General features: G+C 73.0%; 22 protein-coding genes. 6 read left to right on the forward strand and 16 right to left on the reverse strand.

Annotated features, from left to right (window positions below):
* Nucleotides 1-40 precede the first annotated feature (40 nt).
* Nucleotides 41-928, reverse strand: a complete 888-nt coding sequence (locus ACIRQ7_RS15360) for a TIGR01777 family oxidoreductase (protein ID WP_404262772.1) — start codon at nucleotides 926-928, stop codon at nucleotides 41-43.
* A gap of 67 nt (nucleotides 929-995) precedes the next feature.
* Nucleotides 996-1,514 (reverse strand): DUF4240 domain-containing protein, encoded by a 519-nt coding sequence (locus tag ACIRQ7_RS15365; protein ID WP_401476169.1) that lies wholly within the window; start codon nucleotides 1,512-1,514, stop codon nucleotides 996-998.
* 182 nt (nucleotides 1,515-1,696) lie between these two features.
* On the opposite strand from ACIRQ7_RS15365, the gene ACIRQ7_RS15370 reads away from it, so the two are divergent.
* Nucleotides 1,697-3,625: a hypothetical protein gene (locus ACIRQ7_RS15370; protein ID WP_404262773.1), complete on the forward strand. Its 1,929-nt coding sequence runs from the start codon at nucleotides 1,697-1,699 to the stop codon at nucleotides 3,623-3,625.
* A 180-nt stretch (nucleotides 3,626-3,805) separates the two neighbouring features.
* Complete coding sequence (locus ACIRQ7_RS15375) at nucleotides 3,806-4,753, forward strand: SDR family oxidoreductase (RefSeq protein ID WP_404262774.1); 948 nt, start codon at nucleotides 3,806-3,808, stop codon at nucleotides 4,751-4,753.
* A 36-nt stretch (nucleotides 4,754-4,789) separates the two neighbouring features.
* Here ACIRQ7_RS15375 and ACIRQ7_RS15380 read toward each other — a convergent pair whose 3' ends face one another.
* From ACIRQ7_RS15380 to ACIRQ7_RS15410, 7 genes are all read right to left on the reverse strand, one after another.
* On the reverse strand, nucleotides 4,790-5,776 hold the full coding sequence (locus ACIRQ7_RS15380) for a helix-turn-helix transcriptional regulator (RefSeq protein ID WP_401476161.1): 987 nt from the start codon (nucleotides 5,774-5,776) through the stop codon (nucleotides 4,790-4,792).
* A gap of 189 nt (nucleotides 5,777-5,965) precedes the next feature.
* Nucleotides 5,966-8,647 (reverse strand): pyruvate dehydrogenase (acetyl-transferring), homodimeric type, encoded by a 2,682-nt coding sequence (aceE, locus tag ACIRQ7_RS15385; protein ID WP_404262776.1) that lies wholly within the window; start codon nucleotides 8,645-8,647, stop codon nucleotides 5,966-5,968.
* A gap of 245 nt (nucleotides 8,648-8,892) precedes the next feature.
* Complete coding sequence (locus tag ACIRQ7_RS15390; RefSeq protein ID WP_401476155.1) at nucleotides 8,893-9,516, reverse strand: GntR family transcriptional regulator; 624 nt, start codon at nucleotides 9,514-9,516, stop codon at nucleotides 8,893-8,895.
* A 284-nt stretch (nucleotides 9,517-9,800) separates the two neighbouring features.
* The gene (gene sucB / locus ACIRQ7_RS15395) at nucleotides 9,801-11,534 is read right to left on the reverse strand and encodes a 2-oxoglutarate dehydrogenase, E2 component, dihydrolipoamide succinyltransferase (protein ID WP_404262778.1); all 1,734 of its coding nucleotides are present in this window, start codon (nucleotides 11,532-11,534) and stop codon (nucleotides 9,801-9,803) included.
* Nucleotides 11,535-11,587: 53 nt separating this feature from the next.
* Nucleotides 11,588-12,976, reverse strand: coding sequence for a dihydrolipoyl dehydrogenase (gene lpdA, locus ACIRQ7_RS15400; RefSeq protein WP_401476150.1), 1,389 nt, complete (start codon nucleotides 12,974-12,976; stop codon nucleotides 11,588-11,590).
* A 381-nt stretch (nucleotides 12,977-13,357) separates the two neighbouring features.
* Nucleotides 13,358-14,896, reverse strand: coding sequence for a leucyl aminopeptidase (locus ACIRQ7_RS15405; RefSeq protein ID WP_401476147.1), 1,539 nt, complete (start codon nucleotides 14,894-14,896; stop codon nucleotides 13,358-13,360).
* A gap of 325 nt (nucleotides 14,897-15,221) precedes the next feature.
* On the reverse strand, nucleotides 15,222-16,025 hold the full coding sequence (locus ACIRQ7_RS15410) for an adenosylcobinamide-GDP ribazoletransferase (protein ID WP_404262780.1): 804 nt from the start codon (nucleotides 16,023-16,025) through the stop codon (nucleotides 15,222-15,224).
* A 76-nt stretch (nucleotides 16,026-16,101) separates the two neighbouring features.
* Between ACIRQ7_RS15410 and ACIRQ7_RS15415 the strand changes: the two genes are divergently transcribed.
* On the forward strand, nucleotides 16,102-16,839 hold the full coding sequence (locus ACIRQ7_RS15415; protein ID WP_404262782.1) for a hypothetical protein: 738 nt from the start codon (nucleotides 16,102-16,104) through the stop codon (nucleotides 16,837-16,839).
* Here the strand turns inward: ACIRQ7_RS15415 and ACIRQ7_RS15420 are convergent.
* The 5 genes from ACIRQ7_RS15420 to ACIRQ7_RS15440 all read right to left on the reverse strand — a co-directional run bounded on the left by ACIRQ7_RS15420 (nucleotide 16,814) and on the right by ACIRQ7_RS15440 (nucleotide 22,528).
* Nucleotides 16,814-17,521: a hypothetical protein gene (locus ACIRQ7_RS15420; RefSeq protein WP_404262784.1), complete on the reverse strand. Its 708-nt coding sequence runs from the start codon at nucleotides 17,519-17,521 to the stop codon at nucleotides 16,814-16,816. The genes ACIRQ7_RS15415 and ACIRQ7_RS15420 overlap by 26 nt on opposite strands.
* Nucleotides 17,518-19,269, reverse strand: coding sequence for a phosphatidylglycerol lysyltransferase domain-containing protein (locus ACIRQ7_RS15425; RefSeq protein ID WP_404262785.1), 1,752 nt, complete (start codon nucleotides 19,267-19,269; stop codon nucleotides 17,518-17,520). The genes ACIRQ7_RS15420 and ACIRQ7_RS15425 overlap by 4 nt, the downstream gene beginning before the upstream one ends.
* A gap of 79 nt (nucleotides 19,270-19,348) precedes the next feature.
* Entirely contained in the window at nucleotides 19,349-20,395 is a 1,047-nt protein-coding gene (gene cobT / locus ACIRQ7_RS15430; RefSeq protein ID WP_404262787.1) for a nicotinate-nucleotide--dimethylbenzimidazole phosphoribosyltransferase, read from the reverse strand.
* 16 nt (nucleotides 20,396-20,411) lie between these two features.
* Nucleotides 20,412-21,194, reverse strand: coding sequence for a class I SAM-dependent methyltransferase (locus ACIRQ7_RS15435; RefSeq protein ID WP_404262789.1), 783 nt, complete (start codon nucleotides 21,192-21,194; stop codon nucleotides 20,412-20,414).
* Between the two features lie 62 nt (nucleotides 21,195-21,256).
* On the reverse strand, nucleotides 21,257-22,528 hold the full coding sequence (locus ACIRQ7_RS15440; RefSeq protein WP_404262791.1) for a bifunctional adenosylcobinamide kinase/adenosylcobinamide-phosphate guanylyltransferase: 1,272 nt from the start codon (nucleotides 22,526-22,528) through the stop codon (nucleotides 21,257-21,259).
* Between the two features lie 184 nt (nucleotides 22,529-22,712).
* On the opposite strand from ACIRQ7_RS15440, the gene ACIRQ7_RS15445 reads away from it, so the two are divergent.
* The gene (locus ACIRQ7_RS15445; protein WP_401476123.1) at nucleotides 22,713-22,925 is read left to right on the forward strand and encodes a hypothetical protein; all 213 of its coding nucleotides are present in this window, start codon (nucleotides 22,713-22,715) and stop codon (nucleotides 22,923-22,925) included.
* A 76-nt stretch (nucleotides 22,926-23,001) separates the two neighbouring features.
* Here the strand turns inward: ACIRQ7_RS15445 and ACIRQ7_RS15450 are convergent, their stop codons facing one another.
* Nucleotides 23,002-23,745 carry a class I SAM-dependent methyltransferase gene (locus ACIRQ7_RS15450; RefSeq protein ID WP_404262793.1) on the reverse strand — a complete coding sequence of 248 codons (744 nt, stop codon included), beginning with the start codon at nucleotides 23,743-23,745 and terminating at the stop codon, nucleotides 23,002-23,004.
* Nucleotides 23,746-23,804: 59 nt separating this feature from the next.
* Nucleotides 23,805-24,401 (reverse strand): DUF3043 domain-containing protein, encoded by a 597-nt coding sequence (locus ACIRQ7_RS15455; protein WP_401476118.1) that lies wholly within the window; start codon nucleotides 24,399-24,401, stop codon nucleotides 23,805-23,807.
* A 293-nt stretch (nucleotides 24,402-24,694) separates the two neighbouring features.
* Here ACIRQ7_RS15455 and ACIRQ7_RS15460 point away from each other — a divergent pair, with 293 nt between their 5' ends.
* Both ACIRQ7_RS15460 and ACIRQ7_RS15465 read left to right on the forward strand, forming a co-directional pair.
* Entirely contained in the window at nucleotides 24,695-25,492 is a 798-nt protein-coding gene (locus tag ACIRQ7_RS15460; RefSeq protein WP_401476115.1) for a PspA/IM30 family protein, read from the forward strand.
* A gap of 56 nt (nucleotides 25,493-25,548) precedes the next feature.
* Nucleotides 25,549-25,827, forward strand: coding sequence for a hypothetical protein (locus ACIRQ7_RS15465; RefSeq protein WP_401476112.1), 279 nt, complete (start codon nucleotides 25,549-25,551; stop codon nucleotides 25,825-25,827).
* The last annotated feature ends 77 nt before the right edge of the window (nucleotides 25,828-25,904 follow it).

A 25,904-nucleotide genomic window follows, 5' to 3' on the forward strand; every position in this document is an offset into this window, starting at 1 on the left:
CTCCGCTCGACAGGGGGCGCCGGGGGGCGCGTCGGAGCAGTCACGCCGCCGCGCGTACCGCCTCCATGATGCGGGGGTGGCGGAACACGAAGCCGGAGTCCAGGAGTTGGCGCGGGATCACCCGCTGGCTGCCCAGCACGTCGCCGGCGAACTCGCCCAGCGCGATCCGCAGCGCGGCCGCCGGGACGGGGAACAGCGTCGGCCGGTGCAGGACCTTGCCCATCACCGCGGTCACCTCGCGGTTGGTGACCGGCTCAGGAGCGGTCAGATTGACCGGCCCCGTCAGGCTCCCGGTGTCGAGGACATGGCGCAGCGCCGCGATGTGGTCCTGGAGGGAGATGAAGCTCCAGTACTGGCTGCCGTCACCGAGCCGGCCGCCCAGACCGAGCCGGAAGATCGGGAAGAGCCGCCCCCAGGCACCGCCGGAACGCGCCACGACCAGGCCGGTGCGGGCGAAGACGGTACGGATGCCGGCCTTCCGCGCCGGCTCGGCCGCCGCCTCCCAGTCGACGCAGACGTCCGGCAGGAAGCCCTCGCCGGCCGGCGCGCTCTCGTCCGTGTGCCGGTCGCCGGTGTCGCCGTAGTAGCCGATCGCGCTGCCGCAGACGAAGACCCGCGGCGGCGTGTCCAGGGACGCGAGGGCTGCGGCGAGGGTCGCGGTGCCCTGCACCCGGCTGTCGCGGATCTCGCGCTTGTAGGCCTCGGTCCAGCGGTGGTCGCCGACGCCCGCGCCCGCGAGGTGCACGACGGCCTCGCAGCCGCGCAGCCCGGCGGCGTCGATCTCCTGGCGTCGGGGATCCCAGCGCACCTCGTCCGCGGCCCGCGGCGGCCGCCGTACGAGCCGCAGGACGTCGTGGCCCTCCTCCCGCAGGGACCGCAGGAGTTCCGTACCGATGAGACCGGTCGAGCCGGTGATCGCGATCCGCATGAGGCCATACTGCCCGCAGCGCCGCCGGGCGGCGCATCCAGGACGCGCGTCCGCCCCGGGACGGCCCTCAGGGCTTGAAGCGGTCCCACAGCGCGGGGAAGCGTTCCGCCAGCGCGTCGTCATCGTCGAAGTCGACGTAGGTGCCGAGCGGTTCGCGGGGCGGAGGGGCCAGGCCCAGGTCCGGCATCACGGCGCCGGTCAGCTGCTCGTACGCCTCGTCGGCGGAGTAGCCCAGCTCCTCGGCGTCGCCGTCGACCGCCTCGTCGAAGTCGTCCACGAGATCGGCGAGCTGGTCCGGATCGTGCAGCGCGCCCTCGAAGACCTCCCGGCCCTGGCCGATCAGCCAGCAGCGGAAGAAGTCGAAGGCGTCGTCGCTCGCCCCGCCCAGCATCACCGAGGCCGCGGCCCACACCTCCCACGCGTACGCCCGGTTGTAGCGGGCCTCGAAGTGCCGCGCGAAGTCCAGGACGGCGTCCGGGTCGCGCCCGAGCAGCCGCTCGACCAGGGCGTCGGCCTGCTCCTCGGGGTCGCCCTCGGCGGCCTCGCGGGAACCGTCGATGAGTTCCCAGAACTCCGTCTCGTCCATCACCGCTCCAGCATCGGCCCTGCCGCGGCGCCCCGCACGCGGAGTACCCCGGATGCGACACGGTTGTTATCCGTGCCGCCGACCGGCCCGGTGAGGGTGGTGACCGTGCCGAGATTCACTCGTTGGAAGGCATGCAATGACGGCAGATCCGCTCCCGCGAAGGGCTGTTGCAGGCCATGCCCATGGACGAACGAACCCGGGCCGATGTCGAACGGGCAGAGGCGGCCATCGTCGAGCACTACCCACGGCTCGTCCGGCTCGCCTACCTCGTGCTGCCACCGTCAATGGGCCGCCACCGCAGGGTCCTCACCGCGCACGGTCTGGTACAGCGGGCGCTGCCGTGGACCGGCCCGCGCCGGCCCGACGGCGCGCTGCCCGCGCAGCGCGGCCCCTCCGGCGAGGACAGCTACGAACTCGTCCGGCTGCGCACCCTGCGGCTGGCCCTGTCGTACGAGGGGCGCTCGGGCCGCCCGCCCACCCGGCTGCTGCCCTCGGTGCCCGTCGTCTGGGGGCTGCGGCTCTTCCCGCTGGCCGGTGGCGCCGATGAACTCGCCCTGGACCGGGCGCTGTCCGCCGTCGGGTCGCCGGTGCGGGCCGCCGTCGGGCTGTGGCATCTGGAGGGGCTCGACGAGGAGACGGCCCGCGCGGTGCTGGAGGAGGCCGGCGTGGTCGGCGCGGACGCGGCGCAGCGGGAGGCCGAGCTTCTCGACCGGGACACCGGAGCGGGCGCGGCGGCGCTGCTGAACTCCGGCGAGTTCGACCCCTGCACGGTGCAGACCCGCCCGACGGATCTGCTGCGCCGCCGCCAGCGGACGCGGGTGTCGCTCGTCGCCGGGGCGGTGCTGGCGCTCGTCGCCGTGGTGGCGGGACTGCCGGGCGGTGACGCGGCGCCGCCCGCCACCGCCGCCCACGGGCAGCCGGTCGCCGCCGCCCGGCAGGCACTGGACCCGGACCGGCTGCTGCACACCCCCAACGACCAGTGGGCGGACACCTCCCGGGTCGACTTCACCGCCTGGCCCGCCCGCGGCAGGCAGGCCGGCGACAAGGAGCTGCTGGCGCGGGCACTGCGGGTCTGGGCGGCGCCGCCCGCCGACGCCCGGATCACCGCGTCCGCCGACACCTCCACCCGTCCGCCGGACCACCCGCCCCGGCTGCTGTACGCGGGGCTGATCGACAACGTCATGGTGGTGGTCTTCCACGACGGGGAGCGGCTGGTGCGCTACGCCGAGCCCGAGGAGGCCACCCCGACGCTGCACTTCGCCCGGGTCGACGACACGGATGTGACGACCGGCGCCGCACTGGTGATCGGGCGCGGCAACGGCTGGATGCGCTATCTGGTCGCGCCGTGGGTCTCCGACACGACCACCCGCGACCTGCTGGCGCCGGACGCCCCGGCGCGCGGGCTGCACCTCGCCCCGGACGGGGTCACCGACCGGGTGCCGACCCCGCCCGCCGCGGGCGCCGGCTGCGGGCGGTGGCCGGTGGTCCAACTGCGCTCCTCGGCACGGATCGTGGAGAACCACGCCTTCCTGCTGACCGACCTCGGTGACCTCGCGCCGGTCCATCTGACGTACCTGCCGCCGCCGTCCGCCGGTGAGCCGCCCCGCGCCCCGCGCGAGGCGACCGGCACCCCCGCGCTGCTGAGCTGGGCGCGTACGGCCTGTTCGCTGCGCGCCCTGCGGGGCACCGGCGTACGGTCCGTCAACAACTGGGCGTTCGCCGAGCAGCGTCTCCCCGAGGACGCCGGCCTCGCGACCTGGGTCTGCACCCGCGCCGACACCTGGAGCGGCCCCGGCCGGGTCACCGTGGAGCTCCAGCCGCCGGCCGCGCACCGCGCCGACCCCGGGCGGATCGCCGGCCGGGCCGCCGGCGGTGCCGCGTGCAGCCGCTTCGGCCACCAGGTGGTCGGTGAGCTGCGCTGGCAGGCCCCATCCGGGAAGTGGTATCTGCTGGCGGCCGGCAGCCGGGCCGTCGAAGGGATCGAGGTCACCGGCGGGGTACGGGCGGCGACCGGGGACGCGACCCTCGCCGTACGGGCCGGCCGGCAGGCACCGGCCGAGGTCACCGGCCGGCTGCCGGGCGGCGGGAGCGTCCGCGCGATCCGGCCGTGAGGCAGCGACGCCGCGTGCATCCCGCGAGGAGCCCTCGTACCCGGGCCGCGCACATCCGTCCCTGAATCCGGACAGAAGGTGTCGGGTTTCGCTGTCAGTGTCGTCGTCAACGCATGACGAACAGCCGGCGGCGCGCAGCGAGCGTGATCGGCGCGCCGGGCACAGCGAGGAGTGGTGGACGTGACGGAACACGCGGAAGCGGCCGACCGGGCGGCAGTGGCGGATCTGACCGGGAGGGTGGCGCTGGTCGCCGGCGCGACCCGGGGCGCGGGGCGGGCGATGGCCGTGGAGCTGGGCCGGGCCGGTGCCCTGGTGTATGTGACCGGGCGGACGACCCGGGAGCGGGTCAGCGAGGTCGGCCGGGCCACGGAGACGATCGAGCAGACGGCGGAGCTGGTGACGGCAGCGGGCGGCACCGGGATCGCCGTCCCCACCGACCATCTGGAGCCGGCGCAGGTCAAGGCGCTGACCGAACGCATCGACCGGGAGCAGGGCCGGCTGGATGTGCTGGTCAACAGCCTGTGGGGCGGTGACCGCCTGATCGAGTTCGACACCAAGTGGTGGGACGCGGACCTGGACAAGGGCCTGCGGATGTTCCGCCTGGGCATCGACAGCCACGTCATCACCAGCCACTACGCGCTGCCCCTGCTGATCAGGCGGCCCGGCGCGCTGCTCGTCGAGATCACCGACGGCACCGCCGCCTTCAACCGCACCTACCGCGACAACCTCTGCTTCGACCTGACGAAGAACGCCCCGCACCGCATCGCCTTCGGCCTGGCGAAGGAGGTCAAGGAATACGGCGGCACGGTCGTCTCGCTCACCCCCGGATTCCTGCGGTCCGAGGAGATGCTGGACCACTTCGGGGTGACGGAGGAGACCTGGCGCGACGCGGTGGCGCAGGAACCGCACTTCGCCATCGCGGAGTCGCCGGCCCTGATCGCCCGCGCGCTGGCCGCGCTGGCCGCCGACCCCGCGAAGGAGCGCTGGAGCGGCCGGTCGCTCTCCAGCGGCGAGCTGGCCAAGGCCTACGACTTCACGGACACCGACGGCTCCCGGCCGGACGCCTTCGGCTACTTCGAGGAGGTCGTCTTCGGGGGGAAGGACGGGACGGCGGCGGACTACCGCTGAGCCCTGCCGCACGGGCGGCGCCCTGCCCGGCACCCCTCATGGGGCGCTTCCCTGCGCGCTCCCGTACAGCTCTGCCGTTCGCCGGGCGGCCGCCGCGAAGCGTGCGCGCAGCCCGGCGGGTGCCAGCACCTCGGCCTCCGGGCCCAGCCCCAGCAGCTGGGAGAACGCGACATCGGGGGATTCCACGGCGAGGGTGACGGTCAGCCGGCCCCGCTCGTCGGGCGGCCCGGCCCCCTCCACCGCCTCCCGGGCCGCCATCGGCTCGGTGACGTACGGGAGTTGGCGCACGCCGGACGGGGTGAGCCGGAGCACCACCTCCTCGCGCAGCAGCGAGCGGGTGAATTCCGCGGCCCGCCGGTGCCAGAAGCCGGGGAGGTCGAACTGCGGGTCGCGGGTGAAGCGGTCCGGGCCGGCCTCGACGGCGGTGAAGCGGTCGACGCGGTAGACCCGCAGGTCGTCGCCCACCCGCGCGGCCAGATACCAGACGCCCGCCTTCAGCACGAGGCCGTACGGATCCAGCTCGCGGCACACCTCGGTGCCCTTGCGGAGGTAGCGGGTGGCGAGCCGGCGGTCGTCCCACACGGCGTCGGCGACGGCGGGCAGCAGGGCGGGGGTCGCGGGCTCCTGATACCAGCCGGGGGCGTCGAGATGGAAGCGCTGGGCGACGCCCGACGCGGCATCGCGCAGCTCGGGCAGCAGGGCGGCGGAGACCTTCAGCCGGGCGGCGGAGGCGGCGTCCGCCAGGCCCATTTCGCGCAGTGCGGAGGGCACTCCGGACAGGAAGAGCGCCTCCGCCTCGCTGCGGCCGAGGCCGGTGAGCCGGGTGCGGTAGCCGCCGATCAGGCGGTAGCCGCCGGCCCGGCCGCGGTCGGCGTGGACGGGGACCCCGGCCTCGGAGAGGGACAGTACGTCCCGGGCGACCGTGCGCTCGGAGACCTCCAGCTCGGCCGCCAGCTCGGCGGCCGTCATGGACGGCCGCGACTGGAGCAGCAACACCATTTTGATCAGCCGGGCAGCGCGCATGAAGCCATCATGCGGGGAGGCACTGACAACGTGACGCGCCGCCGGCCGGACGGTCCGGTCCGGCCACGCGCGGGGCGAGGGCCGGACCGGACCGGTGGGTTCCCGTGCGAAGACCCCGGGCGCGGTGGGTGATCTCCGCACGGGAGCTGGGGCGGGCGGCTCCCGGTGTCGGCCGGGGCCGCCCACGTCTCACAGGCCGTAGCGCTCCTTGGCCTCCTTGACGGTCTCCGGCTTCACCTCGCCGCGGCGGGCGAGGGCGGCGAGCGCCTGGACGACCACCGACTGCGGGTCGACGCCGAAGTGCCGGCGGGCCGCCTCACGGGTGTCGGAGAGGCCGAAGCCGTCGGTGCCGATGGAGACCCAGTCCTGCTCGACCCACGGCGCGATCTGGTCGGGCACCGCCCGCATCCAGTCGCTGACCGCGACGACCGGGCCGGGGGCGCCGGCCAGCGCACGGGTGACGTACGGGATCCGGTCCTCGCCGTCGAGCCGGGCGGCGTCGCAGGCCAGCGCGTCCCGGCGCAGCTCCGTCCAGGACGGTGCCGACCAGACGTCCGCCGCCACGCCCCAGTCGTCGGCCAGCAGCTGCTGGGCCTGAAGGATCCAGTGGACGGCGGTGCCGGAGGCCAGCAGCTGGAGCCGCGGGCTGTCGGCGGCGGGGTTCTCGGCCTCCTTGTAGCGGTAGAGGCCCTTGAGGATGCCCTCTTCGACGCCCTGGGGCATGGCCGGCTGGACCTTGGTCTCGTTGTAGACCGTCAGGTAGTAGAAGACGTCCGCGTCCTCCCCGTCGGCCCCGCCGTACATCCGGCGCAGACCCTCCTTGACGATCACCGATACCTCGTAGGCGAAGGCCGGGTCGTACGAGAGCGCCGCCGGGTTGGTGGAGGCGATCAGGTGCGAATGGCCGTCGGCGTGCTGGAGGCCCTCGCCGGTCATCGTCGTACGGCCCGCGGTGGCGCCGATGACGAAGCCGCGGCCCAACTGGTCGGCCAGTGCCCAGAACTGGTCGGCGGTGCGCTGCCAGCCGAACATCGAGTAGAAGATGTAGAAGGGGATCATCGGCTCGCCGTGGGTGGCGTACGACGTCGCGGCGGCCGTGAAGTCGGCGAGCGAACCGGCCTCGGTGATGCCCTCGTTCAGGATCTGGCCGTCCTTGGCCTCCTTGTACCAAAGGAGCTGGTCGCGGTCGACGGGGTCGTACGTCGAGCCCTTGGGGGAGTAGAGCCCCGCCGTCGGGAAGAGCGACTCCATGCCGAAGGTGCGGGCCTCGTCGGGGACGATCGGGACCCAGCGCTTGCCGGTCTCCTTGTCCCGCATCAGGTCCTTGACCAGCCGGACGAACGCCATGGTGGTGGCGATCTCCTGGCTGCCGGAGCCCTTCTTCAGGGCGTCGAAGTTCTTGTCCGCCGGCATCGGCAGCGGCTTGGCGACGACTTTGCGGGCCGGCGCCGGGCCGCCGAGGGCGGCACGCCGCTCGCGCAGGTAGGTCATCTCGGGGGAGTCGTCGGCCGGGCGCCAGTAGGGCACCAGGTCGCCTTCCAGCGCGCTGTCCGGGATGGGCAGGTCGAGGAGGTCGCGCATGGTGCGGAACTCCTGCCCGGTCAGCTTCTTCATCTGGTGGTTGGCGTTGCGGGACTCGAAGCCCGCGCCGAGGGTGTAGCCCTTGACGGTCTGCGCCAGGATGACGGTCGGCGCGCCCTTGTGCTCGACGGCGGCCTTGTAGGCGGCGTACACCTTGCGCGGCTCGTGGCCGGCGCGGGAGGTCTGGAACAGCTCCAGCAGCTTGGCGTCGGACAGCGTGCGGCCGATGGCCTGCAGCGACTCGTTCGCGCCGAAGAAGTGCTCGCGCAGGTAGGCGGCGTCGCGGGTGGCATAGGTCTGGAACTGCGCGTCGGGGGTCTCGCGCAGCCGCCGCAGCAGGGCGCCGTCCGTGTCGAGCGCGAAGACCTCGTCCCAGGCCTGGCCCCACAGCGACTTGACGACGTTCCAGCCGGCCGCGCGGAACTGCGCCTCCAGCTCCTGCACGATCTTGAAGTTGGGGCGGACCGGGCCGTCCAGGCGCTGCAGGTTGCAGTTGATGACGAAGGTCAGGTTGTCCAGGCCCTCGCGGCCGGCCAGCGCCAGGGCGGCGGTCGACTCGGGTTCGTCCATCTCGCCGTCACCGAGGAACGCCCACACGTGGGAGTTCGCGGTGTCCTTGATGGAGCGGTGCTCCAGGTAGCGGTTGAAGCGTGCCTGGTAGATCGCGGAGATGGGGCCCAGGCCCATGGAGACGGTCGGGAACTCCCAGAGCCAGGGCAGCCGCCGCGGGTGCGGGTACGAGGGCAGGCCCTCGCCGCCCGCCTCCTGGCGGAAGTGGTCGAGCTGCTCCTCGGTCAGCCGGCCTTCGAGGAAGGCGCGGGCGTAGATGCCGGGGGAGGCGTGGCCCTGTATGTAGAGCTGGTCGCCGCTGCCGTCGTCCTCCTTGCCACGGAAGAAGTGCTGGAAGCCGGTCTCGTAGAGCCAGGCGGCGGAGGCGAAGGTGGCGATGTGGCCGCCCAGACCGAGTGTGGAGCCGCGGGTGACCATGGCGGCGGCGTTCCAGCGGTTCCAGGCGGTGATCCTGGCCTCCATCGCCTCGTCGCCCGGGAAGTCGGGCTCGGCGGAGGTCGGGATGGTGTTGACGTAGTCCGTCTCCAGGAGGGACGGAAGCTCGGTGCCTGCGGTGCGCGCGGTGTGCTCCAGGGCACGGCGCATCAGGTAGGCGGCGCGATGCGGGCCCGCTGCCTTGGTGACGGCGTCAAGCGACTCGCGCCATTCGGCCGTCTCCTCGGGGTCGCGGTCCGGGAGCTGGTCGAGCTGGCTGTACGGCAGGCGCACGGGATCGGGCATGGGTGGCCCCTTTCCGGACGGGAGGGAATGCGAGTTCGGCAGGCATTCGGCAGGCAGGGGTGTCGCGCCCCAACAGAGGACGATACGCCTCTGATCGATGATCGATCAACGGTCTCCGGGCGAATAACCGCAGGTCGGCACGGCGTGCCGCGCAAATGGGCACGCGGTGCCAGCGAAAAAGGAGGCCCCGGCACCCTCGCCGGAACCTCCTCGCGACTCCTTCGCGGGACCCTCCCGCGGACCCCTCAGACCCTTGGAGCGCAGCTCAGGACGTGTGCCTTGAGCAACGTTCCGATCTTCGGGTCCCGCCGCCGGAACGCGTCGACGATCTCCTGATGGTCCTGGGCGTGCGAGCGCGGCTCCGGGCTGAACCAGCGGATCGACAGCGTCGTCCAGACCTCGATGCCCAGCGACTCCCAGGTGTGCAGCAGCACGGCGTTGCCGGCCGCCTCCACGATCACCCGGTGGAAGGCCACCGTGTGCCGCACCTGCGCCTCGCCGTCCCCCGCCCGGTCCGCCTCCCGCAGCGCCGCCACCTCGCGCTCCAGCGCCGCCGTGTCCTGCGTCAGCCGCCCCGCGGCGAGCTCCGCCGCCACCTGCTCGAGGCCCGCCCGCACCGGGTAGCTCTCCTTGAGGTCGTCGGCGGTCAGATTCCGTACCCGTACGCCCTTGTTCGGCGCGGACTCGATCAGCTGCAGCGACTCCAGCTCCCGCAGCGCCTCGCGCACCGGCGTCTGGCTGACCTCCAGCTCGACCGCGATCCGGCGCTCCACGATCCGTTCACCCGGCTGCCACCGGCCGCTGACGATCCCCTCGAGGATGTGCTCGCGGATCTGCTCGCGCAGCGAATGGATGACGGGCGGGGTCATGACGTGCTCCTCGCGGGTGGGGTGGTGTCGGAGACGATACGGGGCGGCCGGGCCCGCCGGCCGCGTCAAGGGCCCGCACCGTGGGGTGGTTCTCGTCACGGTGCGTGCATGCATACTCCCCGTCCGGCCGCCCTTGAAGCGCCTTTCGGGCCGCGGCTGCCGGCCAACTCACCGGCGGAGGGCGGCGGTTGGCGGACGGCGCGCAGGCCCGTACGACAAGCGAGTGGCCCCGCCCGGACGTATCCGGACGGGGCCACTCGTTCACTGCGTGGTGCGCGCTGGGATCAGAGACCGATCTCGGTCTCGAACTCGGCGGCCTCCAGGATCTGCTTGACCGTGGTCAGGTAGCGGGCGGCGTCGGCGCCGTCCACCAGACGGTGGTCGTAGGAGAGCGCGAGGTAGGTCATGTCGCGCACCGCGATGGTCTCGCCGAGGTCCGGGTGGTTGATGACCACCGGGCGCTTGACGGTGGCACCGATGCCCAGGATGCCGACCTGGTTCGGGGGCACGATGACCGTGTCGAACAGGGCGCCGCGCGAACCGGTGTTGCTGATGGTGAAGGTCGCGCCGGCCAGGTCGTCCGGGGTGATCTTGTTGGAACGGACCTTGCCCGCCAGGTCCGCCGTCTTCTTGGCGATACCGACGATGTTCAGGTCGCCCGCGTCCTTGATGACCGGGGTCATCAGGCCCTTCTCCGCGTCCACCGCGATACCGACGTTCTCGGTGTCGAAGTAGGTGATCGTGCCCTCGTCCTCGTTGATCCGGGCGTTGACGACCGGGTGGGCCTTCAGCGCCTGGACAGCGGCCTTGACGAAGAACGGCATCGGGGAGAGCTTGACGCCCTCACGCTGCGCGAAGGAGTCCTTGGCCTTGTTGCGCATCCGCATGATCGCGGTGATGTCCACCTCGACCACGGAGGTCAGCTGCGCCTGGCTGTGCAGGGCCTTCATCATGTTGTCGCCGATGACCTTGCGCATCCGCGGCATCTTGACGGTCTGACCGCGCAGCGGGGACACCTCCAGGGCCGGAGCCTTGGAAGCGGCGGCCGGAGCGGCAGCGGCCGGGGCGGCGGCCTTGGCGGCCTCCGCGGCGGCGATGACGTCCTGCTTGCGGACGCGGCCACCGACGCCGGTGCCCTTGACCGTGGCGAGGTTGACGCCGGTCTCCGCGGCGAGCTTGCGCACCAGCGGGGTGACGTACGCGCCGTCGCCCTCACCCGCGGCCGGAGCCGGGGTGACGGGGGCCTGGGCGGCCGGGGCCGGCGCGGGGGCCGGAGCCGGTGCCGGGGCGGCCGGAGCAGCCGGGGCGGCGGGCGCGGGAGCCGGGGCGGGCTCCGGCTGGGCGGCCGGAGCGGGCTCGGGCTGCGCGGCCGGTGCCGGGGCGGCCGGGGCAGCGGCGGGTGCCGCGGCCTGGTCGGCCGAACCGATGACGGCCAGCTTGGCGCCGACCTCGGCGGTCTCGTCCTCGCCGACCACGATCTCCAGCAGGGTGCCGGAGGCCGGCGCCGGGATCTCGGTGTCGACCTTGTCGGTGGAGACCTCAAGGAGGGGCTCGTCGGCCGAGACCTCCTCGCCGACCTCCTTCAGCCAGCGGGTGACGGTGCCCTCGGTGACGCTCTCGCCGAGCGCGGGGAGGACGACATCGGTGCCCTGGGCGCCACCGGCGGGGGCGGCGGCCGGGGCCGGGGCCTCGGCCGCCGGAGCCGGGGTGGGCTCGGGCTGCGGCTGGGCCGCGGGGGCCTCGGCGGCGGCCGGGGCCGGGGCCTCGGCCGGCGCGCCGGAGCCGTCGTCGATGAGGGCCAGCTCGGCGCCGACCTCCACGGTCTCGTCCTCGGCCACCTTGATGGACGCCAGAACACCGGCGGCCGGAGCCGGAATCTCGGTGTCGACCTTGTCGGTCGACACCTCGAGCAGCGGCTCGTCGGCCTCTACGCGCTCACCCTCGGCCTTGAGCCAGCGGGTGACGGTGCCCTCGGTGACGCTCTCGCCGAGCGCCGGCAGGGTTACGGAAACCGCCATGGTTTCAGTTGCTCCTATCGAATGTGCGGATGTGGTCGCGCCCGGGACTGGGGTCAGTCGTGGGAGTGGAGAGGCTTGCCGGCCAGGGCCAGGTGGGCCTCACCGAGTGCCTCGTTCTGCGTGGGGTGCGCGTGAACGAGCTGCGCAACCTCGGCCGGCAGGGCCTCCCAGTTGTAAACCAGCTGGGCCTCACCGACCTGCTCGCCCATACGGTCACCGACCATGTGGACGCCGACCACGGCACCATCCTTGACCTGCACGAGCTTGATCTCGCCCGTGGTCTTGAGGATCTTGCTCTTGCCGTTGCCCGCGAGGTTGTACTTGAGAGCGACGACCTTGTCGGCGCCGTACAGCTCCTTGGCCTTGGCCTCGGTGATACCCACCGAAGCGACCTCGGGGTGGCAGTACGTCACGCGCGGGACGCCGTCGTAGTCGATCGGCACGGTCTTCTGACCGGCCAGCCGCTCCGCCACCAGCATGCCCTCGGCGAAGCCGACGTGCGCGAGCTGGAGCGTGGGGACGAGGTCACCGACGGCCGAGATGGTCGGCACGTTGGTCTGCATGTACTCGTCGACCAGGACGTAGCCTCGGTCCATCGCGACGCCCTGCTCCTCGTAGCCCAGGCCCGCCGAGACCGGCCCGCGGCCGATCGCGACCAGGAGCACCTCGGCCTCGAAGGTCTTGCCGTCGGCGAGGGTCACCTTGACGCCGTCGGCGGTGTACTCGGCCTTGTCGAAGAAGGTGCCGAGGTTGAACTTGATGCCGCGCTTGCGGAAGGCGCGCTCAAGGATCTTGGAGCTGTTCTCGTCCTCGACCGGCACGAGGTGCTTGAGGCCCTCGACGACGGTGACGTCGGTGCCGAAGGACTTCCACGCCGAGGCGAACTCGACGCCGATGACGCCGCCGCCCAGCACGATCGCGGACTTCGGCACGCGGTCCAGCTTCAGCGCGTGGTCCGAGGAGATGATGCGGTCGCCGTCGATCTCCAGGCCCGGCAGCGACTTCGGCACGGAGCCGGTCGCCAGCAGGACATGGCGGCCCTGCACACGCTGGCCGTTCACGTCGACGGACGTCGGGGAGGAGAGCTTGCCCTCACCCTCGATGTAGGTCACCTTGCGGGAGGCGACCAGACCCTGCAGGCCCTTGTAGAGGCCGCTGATCACATCGTCCTTGTACTTGTGCACACCCGCGATGTCGATGCCCTCGAAGGTGGCCTTGACACCGAACTGCTCGCTCTCGCGAGCCTGGTCGGCGATCTCTCCGGCGTGCAGCAGAGCCTTTGTGGGGATGCAGCCGTTGTGCAGGCAGGTGCCGCCGAGCTTGTTCTTCTCGATCAGGGCGACGTCCAGGCCCAGCTGCGCCCCGCGCAGGGCAGCCGCGTAACCGCCGCTACCGCCTCCGAGGATCACTAGGTCGAAAACGGTGCTGGCGTCGTTCGCCACGTCACGTCCTCCATGCATGGGTACGCCGGAGCCGGTCTCCAATGACCGGACGGCGGCTGTTGTTCGGCCGCTTTAACTTCGGCCCTGGGTAAGGGGGGCCCTGTCCTGCCGAGAACCCATCTTCGCACTTGTTGAACGAAGGCGGGACGGCGGGCCGGGCTCGGGGGCGGCGGATCAGCTGCCCCAAGGGGGTTACTGGTGCGTACAAATGTGCGGAGGTGCGAGGCGTCGCCTGGGAAGGGTGGTGATGGGCGACGGCTGTGCGGATTTCGTTGAGGGCGAACGCGATACGTGTCACGGTGCCGGTCGGCCCTCCGCGCGTACGGCCCCGGGCGCCGGGCCCGGGGCCGTACGGACATGACAGGAGCGGGCGGAGAGACGTCAGCCGAGGTCGCCCGCGGCGGTCCGCTCGGCGAGCCGGACCAGGGTGCGGACGGCGGAGCCGGTGCCGCCCTTGGGGGTGTAGCCGAAGGGTGCGCCCTCGTGGAAGGCCGGGCCCGCGATGTCGAGGTGCGCCCAGGTGATGCCCTCGCCGATGAACTCCTTCAGGAAGAGTCCGGCGACCAGGCCGCCACCCATCCGCTCACCCATGTTGGCGATGTCGGCGACCGGCGAGTCCATGCCCTTGCGCAGCTCGGACGGCATCGGCATCGGCCAGGACTGCTCGCCGACCTCGTCCGCGATCTCGTGGATCGAGGTACGGAAGGCGTCGTCGTTGGCCATGATCCCGAAGGTGCGGTTGCCCAGCGCCAGCACCATCGCGCCGGTCAGCGTCGCGACGTCCACGATCGCGTCCGGGGACTCCTCCGAGGCGCGGGTCAGCGCGTCGGCCAGCACCAGCCGGCCCTCGGCGTCGGTGTTGAGCACCTCGACCGTCTTGCCGCTGTACATGGTCAGCACGTCGCCGGGGCGGGTGGCGGAGCCGGAGGGCATGTTCTCGGCGAGGGCCAGCCAGCCGGTGACGTTCACCTCCAGGCCCAGCCTGGCGGCGGTCACGACCGCGGCGAACACCGCGGCGGCACCGCTCATGTCGCACTTCATGGTCTCGTTGTGGCCGGCCGGCTTGAGCGAGATGCCGCCCGAGTCGTAGGTGATGCCCTTGCCGACCAGCGCGAGGGTCTTGGTCGCCTTGGCGTGGGTGTGCGCGATCCGCACCAGCCGCGGCGGGGCCTCCGCACCCTGTCCGACGCCCAGCAGGCCGCCGTAGCCGCCCTTCTTGAGCGCCTTCTCGTCGAGCACCTCGACCTTGAGGCCGAACTCCTTGGCCGCGGCCTGCGCCTCGGCGGCGAAGGACTTCGGGTGGAGGTCGTTGGGCGGCATGTTGATCAGGTCGCGGGCGCGGTTGATCTCCGCGGCCAGGGCCTGGGCGCGCTCGGCGGCGGCCTTGAACTCCTTGTCGCGCGGCTTGCCGCCGAGGATCGCGACCTCCGCCAGCGGCGCCGACTTGGCGTCGTTCTTCTTGCCGCCCTTGGCCTGCGCGCCGTTGGTGCGGTAGGCGGTGAAGGCGTACGCGCCCAGCAGAGCGCCCTCGGACACCGCGGCGGCGGCCTCGGCGTCCTCCAGCGGCAGCGCGAAGGCGGCCTTCTTGGTGCCGGCCAGCGCGCGGGCGGCGCTGCCCGCGGCGCGGCGCAGCGCCTCGTTGGTGTAGCTGTCGTCCTTGGCCGGTGCCTCGCCGAGGCCGACCGCCAGCACGACCGGCGCCTTGATGCCGTCGGCGGCGGGCAGCTTGGTCACCTCGCCCTCGGCACCACTTGCACCGAGGGTCTCCAGCACGGCGGCGAGCTTGCCGCCGAAGGCCTTGTCCACGGCCTCGGCGCCGGGGGCCGCGACGACGCCCTTGGCGCCCTTGGCCACGCCGACGACGACGGCGTCCGCGCGCAACGCTGCGGCGGAAGAAGTACTGAGGGTCAGTGCAGTCACGGTGATGAAGGTCCTGTTCCGTCCGGGAATCCGTTCGCGCCCAGGGCGCTGCTGCGGCCGAGCCTACGCTCGGCGGCGCCGCAAGGACCCGCCCGCTCTCCGACCGGCACCACCCGAGGGCGAGGCGTGCGGACCCGCATCCCGGCTGAACGACCCGTTCCGGGGCGGGAGTTGTACCGTTTCGGCGCACGGTGGACCCTTCGTACCAAGAGTCCCGTCGACCTGTCTTACCGACCCGTATGAGACGTGTGACACCTTCCCGGTGAGGCGACGTCACCCTCCAGGCCCGCCGGGTGCGTCGGCGCGCTCGCGCGGCCCGGCCCGGTCAGCCGAGCGCGAGGACGACCAGCGCCGTCAGCCCGGCGCTCTCCGCGAGCGCCCCGAACACATCACCGGTGACCCCGCCGAACCGCCGCCGGCAGTGGCCCAGTACCAGTTCGGACAGGCCGAGTCCGAGCAGCGCGGCCAGTGCGGCGTGCAGGGCGCCCCACGGTCCGAAGGCCGCCCCCGCCGCCGCGCACAGTGCCGTCACCAGTGCCGCGCAGAGCAGCGCCGCGCGTACCGGCACGGCGCCCGCGACCGCGGCGCCCAGCCCCTCGGGCCGCGCCGCCGGCACCCCCGCGCGCGAGGCGAGGGTCAGCGCGCAGCGGGCGGTGACCGCCGCGACGGCGGCCGCCGACGCGCCGTGTGCCCAGCCGGCCGCGTACAGCTCGGCCAGTACGGCCACTTGGGCCAGCACGGTGAACAGCAGCGTGAGGACCCCGAAGGGACCGATGTCGGACTGCTTCATGATCCGCAGTGCGTCCTCGGCGGGCTTGCCGCTGCCCAGTCCGTCGGCGGTGTCGGCGAGCCCGTCCAGGTGGAGTCCGCGGGTGAGCGCCGCCGGCACCGCGGCGGTGGCGACGGCGGCGAGCAACGGGCCGCCGCCCAGCAGGAGCAGGGCCCCGCCGAGCGCCGCCGCGGCCAGGCCGACGACCAGCCCGGCGAGCGGTGCGCAGAGCATCCCGCCGCGGGCCGCCCCGCGGTCCCAGCGGGTGACCCGCACGGGCAGCACGGTCAGCGTGCCGAACGCGAAACGCAGCGCGTCGGCGGGGGAGGGGGAGCCGGGGGAATCGGGGTCGTCGTCCACCGCGGCAGGCTATCCGGGGCCCCGCGGCGTAAATTGCCGGTAAGTGTCCTTGGGCGACAAATCGGGAGCACGTGGGATGGGTCACTGGTGGTACCGCAACATCATCGAGCCGGGGAAACTTCCCCTGCTGCTGGCCCTCGGCTCCTTCGTCCTGACCTTCCTGGTGACCCGGGTCATCACCCGTCTCATCCGCGCGGGCAAGGGCCCGTTCCGCAACCTCACCCCCGGCGGGATGCACGTCCACCACGTCGTCCCCGGTGTGGCCCTGATGGTCGTCGGCGGATTCATCGCGATCGCCGGCGACCGGCGAGGATTCGGCGCGGGCACCGCCGCCGTGCTCTTCGGCATGGGCGTCGGACTGGTCCTCGACGAGTTCGCGCTGATCCTGCACCTGGACGACGTGTACTGGACCGAGGAGGGCACCAAGAGCGTCGAGATCGTCATCCTCACCGTCGCGCTGGTCGCCCTGATCCTCGGCGGCTTCCTGCCCTTCGGCGTCAATGAACTCAGCGCGAACGAGAGCCATGACCGCTTCCAGGTCGTACGGACCGTCGGCATCAACTTCCTCTTCGCGGTGATCGCGCTCACCAAGGGGAAGGGCCGGATCGCCGTCATCGGGGTCTTCATCCCCTTCGTCGCGCTCTTCGGCGCCATCCGGCTGGCCCGGCCCAACTCCCCCTGGGCCAGACGTTTCTACCGCCGTCGCCCCAAGGCGCGGGCGCGGTCGCGGGTCCGCGCCTACCGCCACGACAAGCGCTGGACCGGCGTCCGCCGCAGGATCGAGCACGTCATCGGAGGCGCTCCGAGCCGCTGACCCGCTGCCCGGTGGCCGCGCCGGCGGGCCGCCCCACGGCCTCCCGCACCGCACACACCACCAGCACCGCCAGCACCGCGGCGACATGCTCCTTGCCCGCCAGGTTGTTCTTGATGAACACCACCTCGACGACCATCGCCACCACCACCGCCGCGCAGGTGAACCAGGCGCGGTAGCGCCAGCACACGAACACCGCCAGCCCCACCACGGCGGCCGAAGGGCCGGTGTCGACGACGTACGCGTCCGCATCCGACAGCCCCAGCGGGCTGTCCGGGCCGATCCAGATGCCGATCCGGGCGTACATCGTCCCGGCGAGCGTGGCGAGATACGCCACCGCGGGCAGCTGCCACCGGCCGACGCAGATCTCGGCGATCCCGAACACGATCAGGACCTGCGCCAGCGCCCCCCAGACCGGCAGGTCCAGCGCCGGGACGAAGAGCGACAGCGGGGTGCGCAGCAGCGCGAGCCACAGATGCTCATCGGCCTGCACCGACCCGATGTTCTGGACCGTCCGGTAGCCCCAGGACTGGTTCTGCACCACCTGGAAGGCCAGCGTCAGACACACCGCGGTGAGCGTCATCGGGATCGCGCGCAGCCTCTTCGCCGACAGCGCGCACCGCACGGTCCGCAGGAGAGGGCCCCACTCGCCGCGCGCGACGCGAAGCAGGGCCGGCTCGCTCATCTCACGTTCTCCAGGTGCTTGCGGTTCAGCCATTTCGGCAGACCGGGTGCTTCCAGGAAGCCTTCCGCCCGGCCTGCGGCGATGCCGATACGCAGCAAATCCGTGCTCTTTTCGAAGAGCATGTACCGCGGCTCCCAGATAGGCCGGTATTTCGCATTCGCTCGATACAGCGATTCGATCTGCCACCACCGGGAGAAGAAACTGAGCAGCGAGCGCCACAGGCGCAGCACCGGGCCCGCGCCGAGCCGCGATCCGCGCTCGAAGACGGAGCGGAACATCGCGAAGTTCAGCGAGATCTGCGTGATCTCCACCTCTTTCGCCCGCTGGATCATCTCCAGGACCATGAACTCCATCAGGCCGTTCTCGGAGTCCCGGTCGCGCCGCATCAGGTCCAGCGACAACCCCTTGGCGCCCCACGGCGCGAAACTCAGCAGCGCCCGGAGCCGCCCCTGCGCGTCGGTGCATTCGAGCATCACGCACCGCCCGTCACCGGGATCCCCGAGCCGGCCCAGCGCCATCGAGAAGCCGCGCTCGGTCTCCCCGTCCCGCCAGTCGTCGGCCAGCTCCAGCAGCCGCGCCATCTCCGCCGCCGGTATGTCCTCGTGGCGCCGGATGCGGACGGTGTACCCGGCTCGCTCGACGCGGTGGTAGGCCTGCCGGACGGTGCGCATCGCGCGCCCGCCGAGCGTGAACTCCCCGGTCTCCACGATGGCTTCGTCCCCGAGCTCCAGCGCGTCCAGGCCGTGCCGCGCGAAGACCGTGCCGCCCTCCTCGCTCGCGCCCATCACGGCCGGCGCCCAGCCGTGCGCGCGGGCCTCGGCCAGCCAGCGCTCGATGGCGCCCGGCCACGCCTCGGGGTCCCCCAGCGGGTCGGCGGAGGCCAGCGACACCCCGCCGACGGCGCGGTAGGTGATGGCCGCCTTGCCGCTGGGGGAGAAGATGACGCTCTTGTCGCGGCGCAGCGCGAAATAGCCCAGCGAATCGCGGTCGCCGTGCCGCTCCAGGAGGCCGCGCAGCTTCCGCTCGTCCTCCGCGGTGATCGGGTCGGTGCTGCGCACGGAACGGAACGCCGCCCACAGGATCGCCGCCAGCAGCAGCGTGCTCAGGATGTTGATGGCGACATCGACCCAGGTGGGGGTGGAGATCCCGGGGAACGCGCGGGCGTCGGGCGCCAGCGACACCAGCCGCATCACGCCGTAACGCCAGCGCTGCACCAGCGTCGAGGAGGTGTCCTGGGCGGTGTTGGTGACGGTGACCAGCAGCGCGGCGAGCAGCGAGGCGAGCAGCAGACCGCCGACGGCGGTGACCGCCGCCAGCGTCGGGTTGGCGCGGTCGCCCTTGGCGTAGAACTCCCGGCGGCCCACCAGCAGCGCCACCGCGAACAGCGCGGTCAGCGCCAGCGACGCCCAGTTCTGCGGATGCCCGCGGAATTCCGGGGCCACCCACAAAGCGAACCCGCTCAGCAGCAGGAACATCCCCGACAGCACCAGATTCAGGATCCACGCCGCCCGCTTGCGCCGCCGCATCGTGACCGCCACGAAGAGCGAGAAAGCGCCGGAGGCGAACCCCGCGGTGAGCAGATACGGGGTGAGCAGCTCCGCGGCGTTGTGCCGCCGGATGCCGTTGCCGAACGACACCCACACCGCGCTCAGAAGATTGATGAAGGTGACGATGCGCAGATACCAGATGCCGAACGCGGCACCGCGCTGTGACCAGGTGCCGCGGGGGCGGTTCTCATCCGGGCTCAAAACGACGTCTCCCTGAGTGTGCTCCTCGGGGCGCCGCCGGTGGTCCGGAAAACGAATCGTTCAGCCGCGAACGGTCCGCTCAGTCGCGTACGGGCAGTTCTGCCGCCAGGGCCGCCGCCGCCTGCACCAATGGCAGAGCCAGCAGCGCCCCTGTCCCCTCACCCGCAGTGACGCCGTGATCGAGGAGAGGGTTGAGCGCGATCCGGTCCAGTGCCTTCGCCTGCGCCGGCTCACCGCTCGCCTGCCCGGCCACCCACCAGTCCGGCGCCCGGAACGCCACCCGCTGCGCCACCAGCGCACAGGCCGCCGAGACCACCCCGTCCAGGATCACCGGCGTCCGGCGCACCGCGCTCTGCAGCAGGAACCCGGTCATCGCGGTGAGATCCGCGCCGCCGACCGTGGCCAGCAGCTCCAGCTGGTCGCCCAGCACCGGCCGGGCCCGCCGCAGCGCGTCCCGCACCGCCGCGCACTTGCGCATCCACGCCAGGTCGTCGATCCGCGCCCCGCCGCGCCCCGTGACGACCGAGGCGTCCGTCCCGCACAGCGCCGCGATCAGGGTGCTCGCCGCGGTCGTGCCACCGACGCTCAGATCGCCCAGCACCACCAGGTCCGTACCGGCGTCGGCCTCCTCGTCGGCGACGGCCATACCCGCCCGGAACGCCTGCTCGGCCTCCTCGGCGCTCAGCGCGTCCTCGATGTCGATGCGCCCCGAACCGCGCCGCACCCGATGCCGGGTGACGTCCTCGGGCAGCTCCGCGGGGTCGCAGTCCACCGCCATGTCCACCACGCGCAGCGGCGCGCCCAGCCCCCGTGCCAATACGGCCGCCGGGCTCCCGCCGTCCAGCACGGCGCGGACGAGGTCCTTGGCGGATCCGGCCGGCCGGGCCGAGACGCCCAGCTGTGCCACCCCGTGATCGCCCGCGAACAGCAGCACGCGTGCCCGCGCGAGGGGCCGCACCGGCACCTGCTGCTGGGTCGCGGCCAGCCATTCGCCCAGCTCGTCGAGGCGGCCGAGGGCCCCCGGCGGCAGGGCCAGCCGCGCCCGCCGCTCCTCGGCGTCACGGCGCGCACCGCCATCGGGGCGCTCGATCAGATGGGCGAAGTCATCCAGGTTCAGGGCGCTCATTGGGCGCAGATTACCGTCAACGCGGTGCCGGCCACCCGCCCCGGGCGCGATCAGCTGCGGCGCGGGTGGTGTCGTCGAACTCCGCCTGCCGCGCGGCGAACCGCACCTCGCACACCAGCGGCGTCAGCGCGCGCACGCCCGGCACCCGGTCCACCAACGCCACCGGGCGGGCCGGCAGCGTCAGTTCGCGCACCCCGGCGATGCCCGGATGCGCGCTCGCCACCCGCGGCAGATCGGACCGGTCCAGCCCCCAGCGCACCGGTGCCGGCCACCGCCCGCCGGACAGTGCGGCGCCCCGGCGGGCCAGCGCGGTCGCCCGCCGCGACAGCGCGTCGAAGACCAGCGCCCCGCCGGGGAAGCGCTCGGCGCAGGCCGCCAGCAGCGCCCGCACGGCCGGCGGCGGCAGCCGCATCAGCACGCCGGAGGCCATGACGATGACCCCGCGCTGCGGCTCGCGCACCGCGTCCAGCCAGCCGTGATCGGCCGCGGCGCGGGCCACCGTACGCTGCCGGGAGCCGTCCGGCAGCAGCATCCGGCGCACCGCGGCGGACTCCGGCGGCTGCACCGTCAGCCAGTTCAGCCGCCCGTTGTCCAGCCGCCAGAAGCCGGTCCCCAGGCCCTCGCCGAGCGCGACCACGGTCGCCTCCGGATGCCGGTCCACATAGGCGCGTACGGCGGCGTCGAAACACCGGCCGGAGCGGCTGCGCGGGGCGGCCCGCGGCGTGCGGCGCACCGCGACGCCGGGCCCCGCGGCCGGCCCGCGCGGTGCGTCGATGACGGTCAGCTCGGATTCGGTCACCTTCCAAGAGCACCCGCCACCGCGCCCCCGGGCAAGCGGACACGGGCCCGACGGGCCGTGTGTCATCCACGCAGCGCAAGCGCCTGCCCCGCGACGACCAGCAGCAGCTGCTCGCACTCCGCGCCGAACGCCGCGTTCAGCCGCCCCAGTTCATCGCGGAACCGACGGCCCGCCGCGGTCGCCGGGACGACACCCGACCCCACCTCGTTGCTGACCGCCACCACCGGCCGCCGGGTCGCGCGGACGGCGGCCACCAGCGCGTCGGCCCGCTCCTGGAGCGCCCGCCGGCCACCGGCCTGCCAGGTGTCGTCGTCCCAGGCCCCGACCTCGTCCATGGCGTGCGTCAGCCACAGCGCCAGACAGTCGATCAGCAGCGGCGAGGCGTCGGCGGGACGCCCGGTGCCCGGATCGGCGCCGGGCCCGGAATCCTCCAGCAGCGGCACCAGATCGCAGGTTTCCGCGGTACGCCAGCTGCCGGGGCGCCGCTCGCGGTGCAGCGACACCCGCTGCGCCCACTCCGTATCGCCCTCCCGGGTGCCCCCGGTGGCCACGTACAGCACATCGGGGAAGGCCGCCAGCCGCCGCTCCGCCTCCGCCGACTTCCCGCTGCGCGCCCCGCCCAACACCAGGGTGCGGCGCGGTAGTTCGGGTGGAGCGGCGATGGCGGAGTACTCGCCCACCACCAGCGAGGTGCCGTCCACCACCGTGCGCGCCCCGGCGGCCGCGAGCCTGCGGTGCAGCTCGGGCCCCGGCGGCACCGTGTGGTCGATGTGCACGGCGACCACATCGGTCGCCGCGTCGACGGCCCCGCTCGCGCGCAGCTTGGCCAGCGCGTCCGGCCGCTCCAGGACGTCCAGCAGCACCAGGTCGTACGGGCCGCTGCCGCCCATGCCCTCGTAGCCGCCCCCGTTGCCGAGGCCCGCCGGTGCCGCGCCCGGCGGCAGGTACAGCAGCCGCTCGCCGCCCCCGCCGCCGACCTCGTAGCCGGTGCCGGGGATGTCCACCGCGATGGCCCGCACCCGGTGCCCGTCGAGCAGCGCCAGCTCCCGGCCGTCGGCGACCCGGCCCGGCTGCGGCAGTCCCGCCGGCACCTCCATCGCGGGCCCGTCGTGCGGATGCGACAGCAGCACCTGCCGCACCCCGGCGAGCGACTGCCCGGCGCGGGCCGCGGCGAACGCCGGACCCGGTGTCAGGTCGATGAGCAGCGCGCCGTCGATGAGCAGCGCCGTCGCCGCCCGCGCCTCGCCGCCCACGGCGGTGGCGCAGGCGGCGCACGGGCAGCCGGGTCGCGGCAGTCCTTGGGGGGCTCCGGTGCCCAGCAGAGTCAGTTCCACAGGGCGAGTTTCTCGCGTCCGGGCCCGGCGGGCGCGCGGGGGGATCTCCCGACACACCCGTTAGGCCGCCGACCCGCCCGTTAGGCTGCGGATCAGCACGGAAACACGGCCCGGCGGACCGCCCACCGCAGCATGCGGTCCGCGGAGCCACAGGCACGTACCCGGTGGGATCCAGGAGGCGGACATGGCGTGGACGTGGCGGTTCGAGACGGCGGACGGTACGGAGACGGCGCCCGCGGTGGAACCGGAGGAGTTCACGACGCAGGGGGACGCGGAGTCCTGGGTCGGTGAGGAGTGGAAGGCGCTGCTCGACGGCGGCGTCGACCAGGTCAGGCTCTTCGAGGACGGTACGGAGATCTACGCCGGCCCGATGAGCCTGCACGCCGACGAGGGCTGAGCCCCGACGCACGGCCGCGCCCGCCGCCCCCTGGGGGACGGCGGGCGCGGCCGTGTGTGTGTGGTCGCCGGGGGGCTCAGCCGCGAACGCCGCACAGGTGCAGCAGCCCCGCGAGCGCGCGGTAGGGGTCGGTGCGTCCGGCGCGGTCCTCGGCGGCCAGCAGCCGCTCCCACTCCGCTCCGGCGGGGTGTCCGTCCGCGTCGGCGGCGCCGTCCGCGAGATCGGTGAAGACGCGTATGCCGTACCAGTTCGCCAGCGGCGCCCCGATGCCCGCCAGCGTCGCGGTCAGCGCCGGCAGCCGGTCGGCGCGCACCCGCTGCCCGGAACGGTCGGATTCGCCGGGGGAGTCGAAGGCGGCGAGCGCCGCCCGCCAGTCGCCGGAGAGGCCGGGGCGCATCGCCAGCGCGTCGGCGTTCCGTACGACCAGGGAGAGCAGCCCGCCGGGGGCGAGCACCCGCGCCAGACCGGCCAGCAGCGGATCGGGCTCGGTGACGTACATCAGGACGCCGTGGCAGAGCACGATGTCGAAGGCGCCGGGCAGGAAGTGCACACCGGTCTCCCGGCCGTCCCCCTCGATCAGCCGGACCCGCTCACGGATACCGGCCGGCTCGCCCTCCAGCGCCTTGCGCACCTCCGCCAGCATCGACGGATCGGACTCCAGGCCGGTGACGTGGTGCCCGGCGCGGGCCAGCCGCAGGGCCTGGGTGCCCTGGCCGAGGCCCACATCGAGCACCCGCAGCCGCTGCCCGACGGGGAACCGCCCGGCTATCTGCTCCTCGATCTGCCGCGCGACCAGCTCCTGGCGTACGGCGCCCCGCACGCTGGCGGAGGCGCCCGGCCGGTCCGGGGTGTCCCCGCACAGGCCGGCCGGAAGCGTGGTCAGGGCCGCTCTCCGCGCTTGACCTGCGGCTTGGGCAGCCGCAGCCGGCGCATCTGGAGGGTGCGCATCACCGCGTAGGCCTTGACGCCCTTGTGGCTGTCGTTCGGGAAACGCTCCCGCAGCTGCTTGCCGAGGCGGACCCAGATCATCACCGAGTCGAGCACGATCAGCACGATGATCACGAGCCAGAGCAGCAGCGCGATGTTCTGCAGCTGCGGCACCCGGATCATGGTGAGCACCAGGATCACCACGGCCATCGGCAGGAAGAATTCCGCCACGCACCAGCGCGAGTCGACGAAGTCGCGCGCGAAGCGGCGCACCGGCCCCTTGTCGCGGATCGGCAGATAACGCTCATCGCCGCTGGCCATGGCCGCACGCTGCTTGGCCATGTCGTTGCGGCGGGCCTCACGCTGGGCCTTCGACGCCTCCTTGCGGTTGGTCGGCGTATGCGCGCGCGATCGGCGCTGCGACTGGGAGTCGCTGCGCTTCGGCGTCGGGCGGCCTTTGGGGGCCTGCGGGTCGCGGGGCTGCTGGGGCTGGTCCGCGGTCACCTTGGCGGTCGCGGCCTGCTCATCCTTCGAACGGCTTCGGAACACAAAACCCAAGGGTACGGGGTCGGCGTGGGTGAGCGGCCGCCCGACGGGGCACGATCCGGCAACGGGGGCACGTCCCGAGCGGGGTCGTAACAGGACAGAACGGGCGCGGTGGTGCTTTCCCCGGACTCCCTACTCCCTGCGCGGGAGACGACGGGCTCACCGGATCGTCCTGCAGGAGGAGCGATCCGGCTCCGAACAGTGCGGTAATGGAACCAGGGCCCGTACTGTGGGGTCTGTAGATGTGCTGGAGTCCACGCCCGATGTAATCGGTCAGAAGGGGGCGCGCGAGGCCCATGAGCGGTGTCATGAAGCGTATGGGGTTGATCTTCCGCGCGAAGGCCAACAAGGCCCTGGACCGGGCCGAGGATCCGCGCGAGACCCTCGATTACTCGTACCAGAAGCAGCTGGAGCTGCTCCAGAAGGTGCGCCGCGGTGTCGCCGATGTGGCGACCTCCCGCAAGCGCCTGGAGCTGCAGCTCAACCAGCTCCAGGGCCAGTCCTCCAAGCTGGAGGACCAGGGCCGCAAGGCGCTCGCGCTCGGCCGGGAGGACCTCGCCCGCGAGGCGCTGTCCCGCCGCAGCGCGCTGCAGCAGCAGGTCTCCGACCTGGAAACGCAGCACACCACGCTGCAGGGCGAGGAGGAGAAGCTCACCCTCGCGGCGCAGCGGCTGCAGGCCAAGGTCGACGCCTTCCGCACGAAGAAGGAGACGATCAAGGCGACGTACACCGCCGCCCAGGCGCAGACCCGGATCGGCGAGGCCTTCTCGGGCATCTCCGAGGAGATGGGCGACGTCGGCATGGCCATCGAGCGCGCCGAGGACAAGACCGCGCAGATGCAGGCGCGGGCCGGTGCGATCGACGAACTGCTGGCCTCGGGTGCGCTGGACGACCCGACCGGCATGGCCAAGGACGACATCACCGCCGAGCTGGACCGGCTGTCCGGCGGCACCGATGTCGAGCTGGAGCTGCAGCGGATGAAGGCCGAGCTCGCGGGTGGTCCCTCCGCCGGCAAGCAGGCCATCGAAGGCGGCCAGGGCGGCGAGGCCCAGCCGTCCACGCCGCAGGACCAGCCGCGTTTCGACAAGCAGTGACGACCGGCGGCGGTTAGCCTCGCAGAGACGCCGGACCGGACAAAAGGGAGACCGTCGTGATCGTACGGATCATGGGGGAGGGGCAGGTGAAGCTGGACGATGCCCACTTCACCGAGCTGAACAAGCTGGATGACGAGCTGCTCGCCGAGATGGAGAGCGGCGACGAAGAAGGCTTCCGGCGCACCCTGGCCGGCCTGCTGGCGGCGGTGCGCCGACTGGGCTCGCCGCTGCCCGACGACTCCCTGGAGCCGTCCGAACTCATCCTGCCGTCCGAGGACGCGACGCTCGACGAGGTCAAGGAGATGCTCAGCGACGACGGCCTCATCCCCGGCTGAGCCGCCCCGCCGCCCGGCACCGACGTCTCCACTCCAGCGCAGCACCGGTAGCGCCCCGGCCCCCTCGTGGGACCGGG

This window comes from Streptomyces sp. NPDC101393 (genome assembly GCF_044767385.1).
Classification (GTDB): Bacteria; Actinomycetota; Actinomycetes; order Streptomycetales; family Streptomycetaceae; genus Streptomyces.

What these genes read in the sequence shown, in the direction of transcription:
- ACIRQ7_RS15360 (WP_404262772.1), bottom strand. Translation starts at nt 928, where the DNA reads ATGCGGATCGCGATCACCGGCTCGACCGGTCTCATCGGTACGGAACTC.
- ACIRQ7_RS15365 (WP_401476169.1), bottom strand. Translation starts at nt 1,514, where the DNA reads ATGGACGAGACGGAGTTCTGGGAACTCATCGACGGTTCCCGCGAGGCC.
- ACIRQ7_RS15370 (WP_404262773.1), top strand. Translation starts at nt 1,697, where the DNA reads ATGGACGAACGAACCCGGGCCGATGTCGAACGGGCAGAGGCGGCCATC.
- ACIRQ7_RS15380 (WP_401476161.1), bottom strand. Translation starts at nt 5,776, where the DNA reads ATGCGCGCTGCCCGGCTGATCAAAATGGTGTTGCTGCTCCAGTCGCGG.
- aceE (WP_404262776.1), bottom strand. Translation starts at nt 8,647, where the DNA reads ATGCCCGATCCCGTGCGCCTGCCGTACAGCCAGCTCGACCAGCTCCCG.
- ACIRQ7_RS15390 (WP_401476155.1), bottom strand. Translation starts at nt 9,516, where the DNA reads ATGACCCCGCCCGTCATCCATTCGCTGCGCGAGCAGATCCGCGAGCAC.
- sucB (WP_404262778.1), bottom strand. Translation starts at nt 11,534, where the DNA reads ATGGCGGTTTCCGTAACCCTGCCGGCGCTCGGCGAGAGCGTCACCGAG.
- ACIRQ7_RS15415 (WP_404262782.1), top strand. Translation starts at nt 16,102, where the DNA reads ATGGGTCACTGGTGGTACCGCAACATCATCGAGCCGGGGAAACTTCCC.
- ACIRQ7_RS15420 (WP_404262784.1), bottom strand. Translation starts at nt 17,521, where the DNA reads ATGAGCGAGCCGGCCCTGCTTCGCGTCGCGCGCGGCGAGTGGGGCCCT.
- cobT (WP_404262787.1), bottom strand. Translation starts at nt 20,395, where the DNA reads ATGAGCGCCCTGAACCTGGATGACTTCGCCCATCTGATCGAGCGCCCC.
- ACIRQ7_RS15445 (WP_401476123.1), top strand. Translation starts at nt 22,713, where the DNA reads ATGGCGTGGACGTGGCGGTTCGAGACGGCGGACGGTACGGAGACGGCG.
- ACIRQ7_RS15460 (WP_401476115.1), top strand. Translation starts at nt 24,695, where the DNA reads ATGAGCGGTGTCATGAAGCGTATGGGGTTGATCTTCCGCGCGAAGGCC.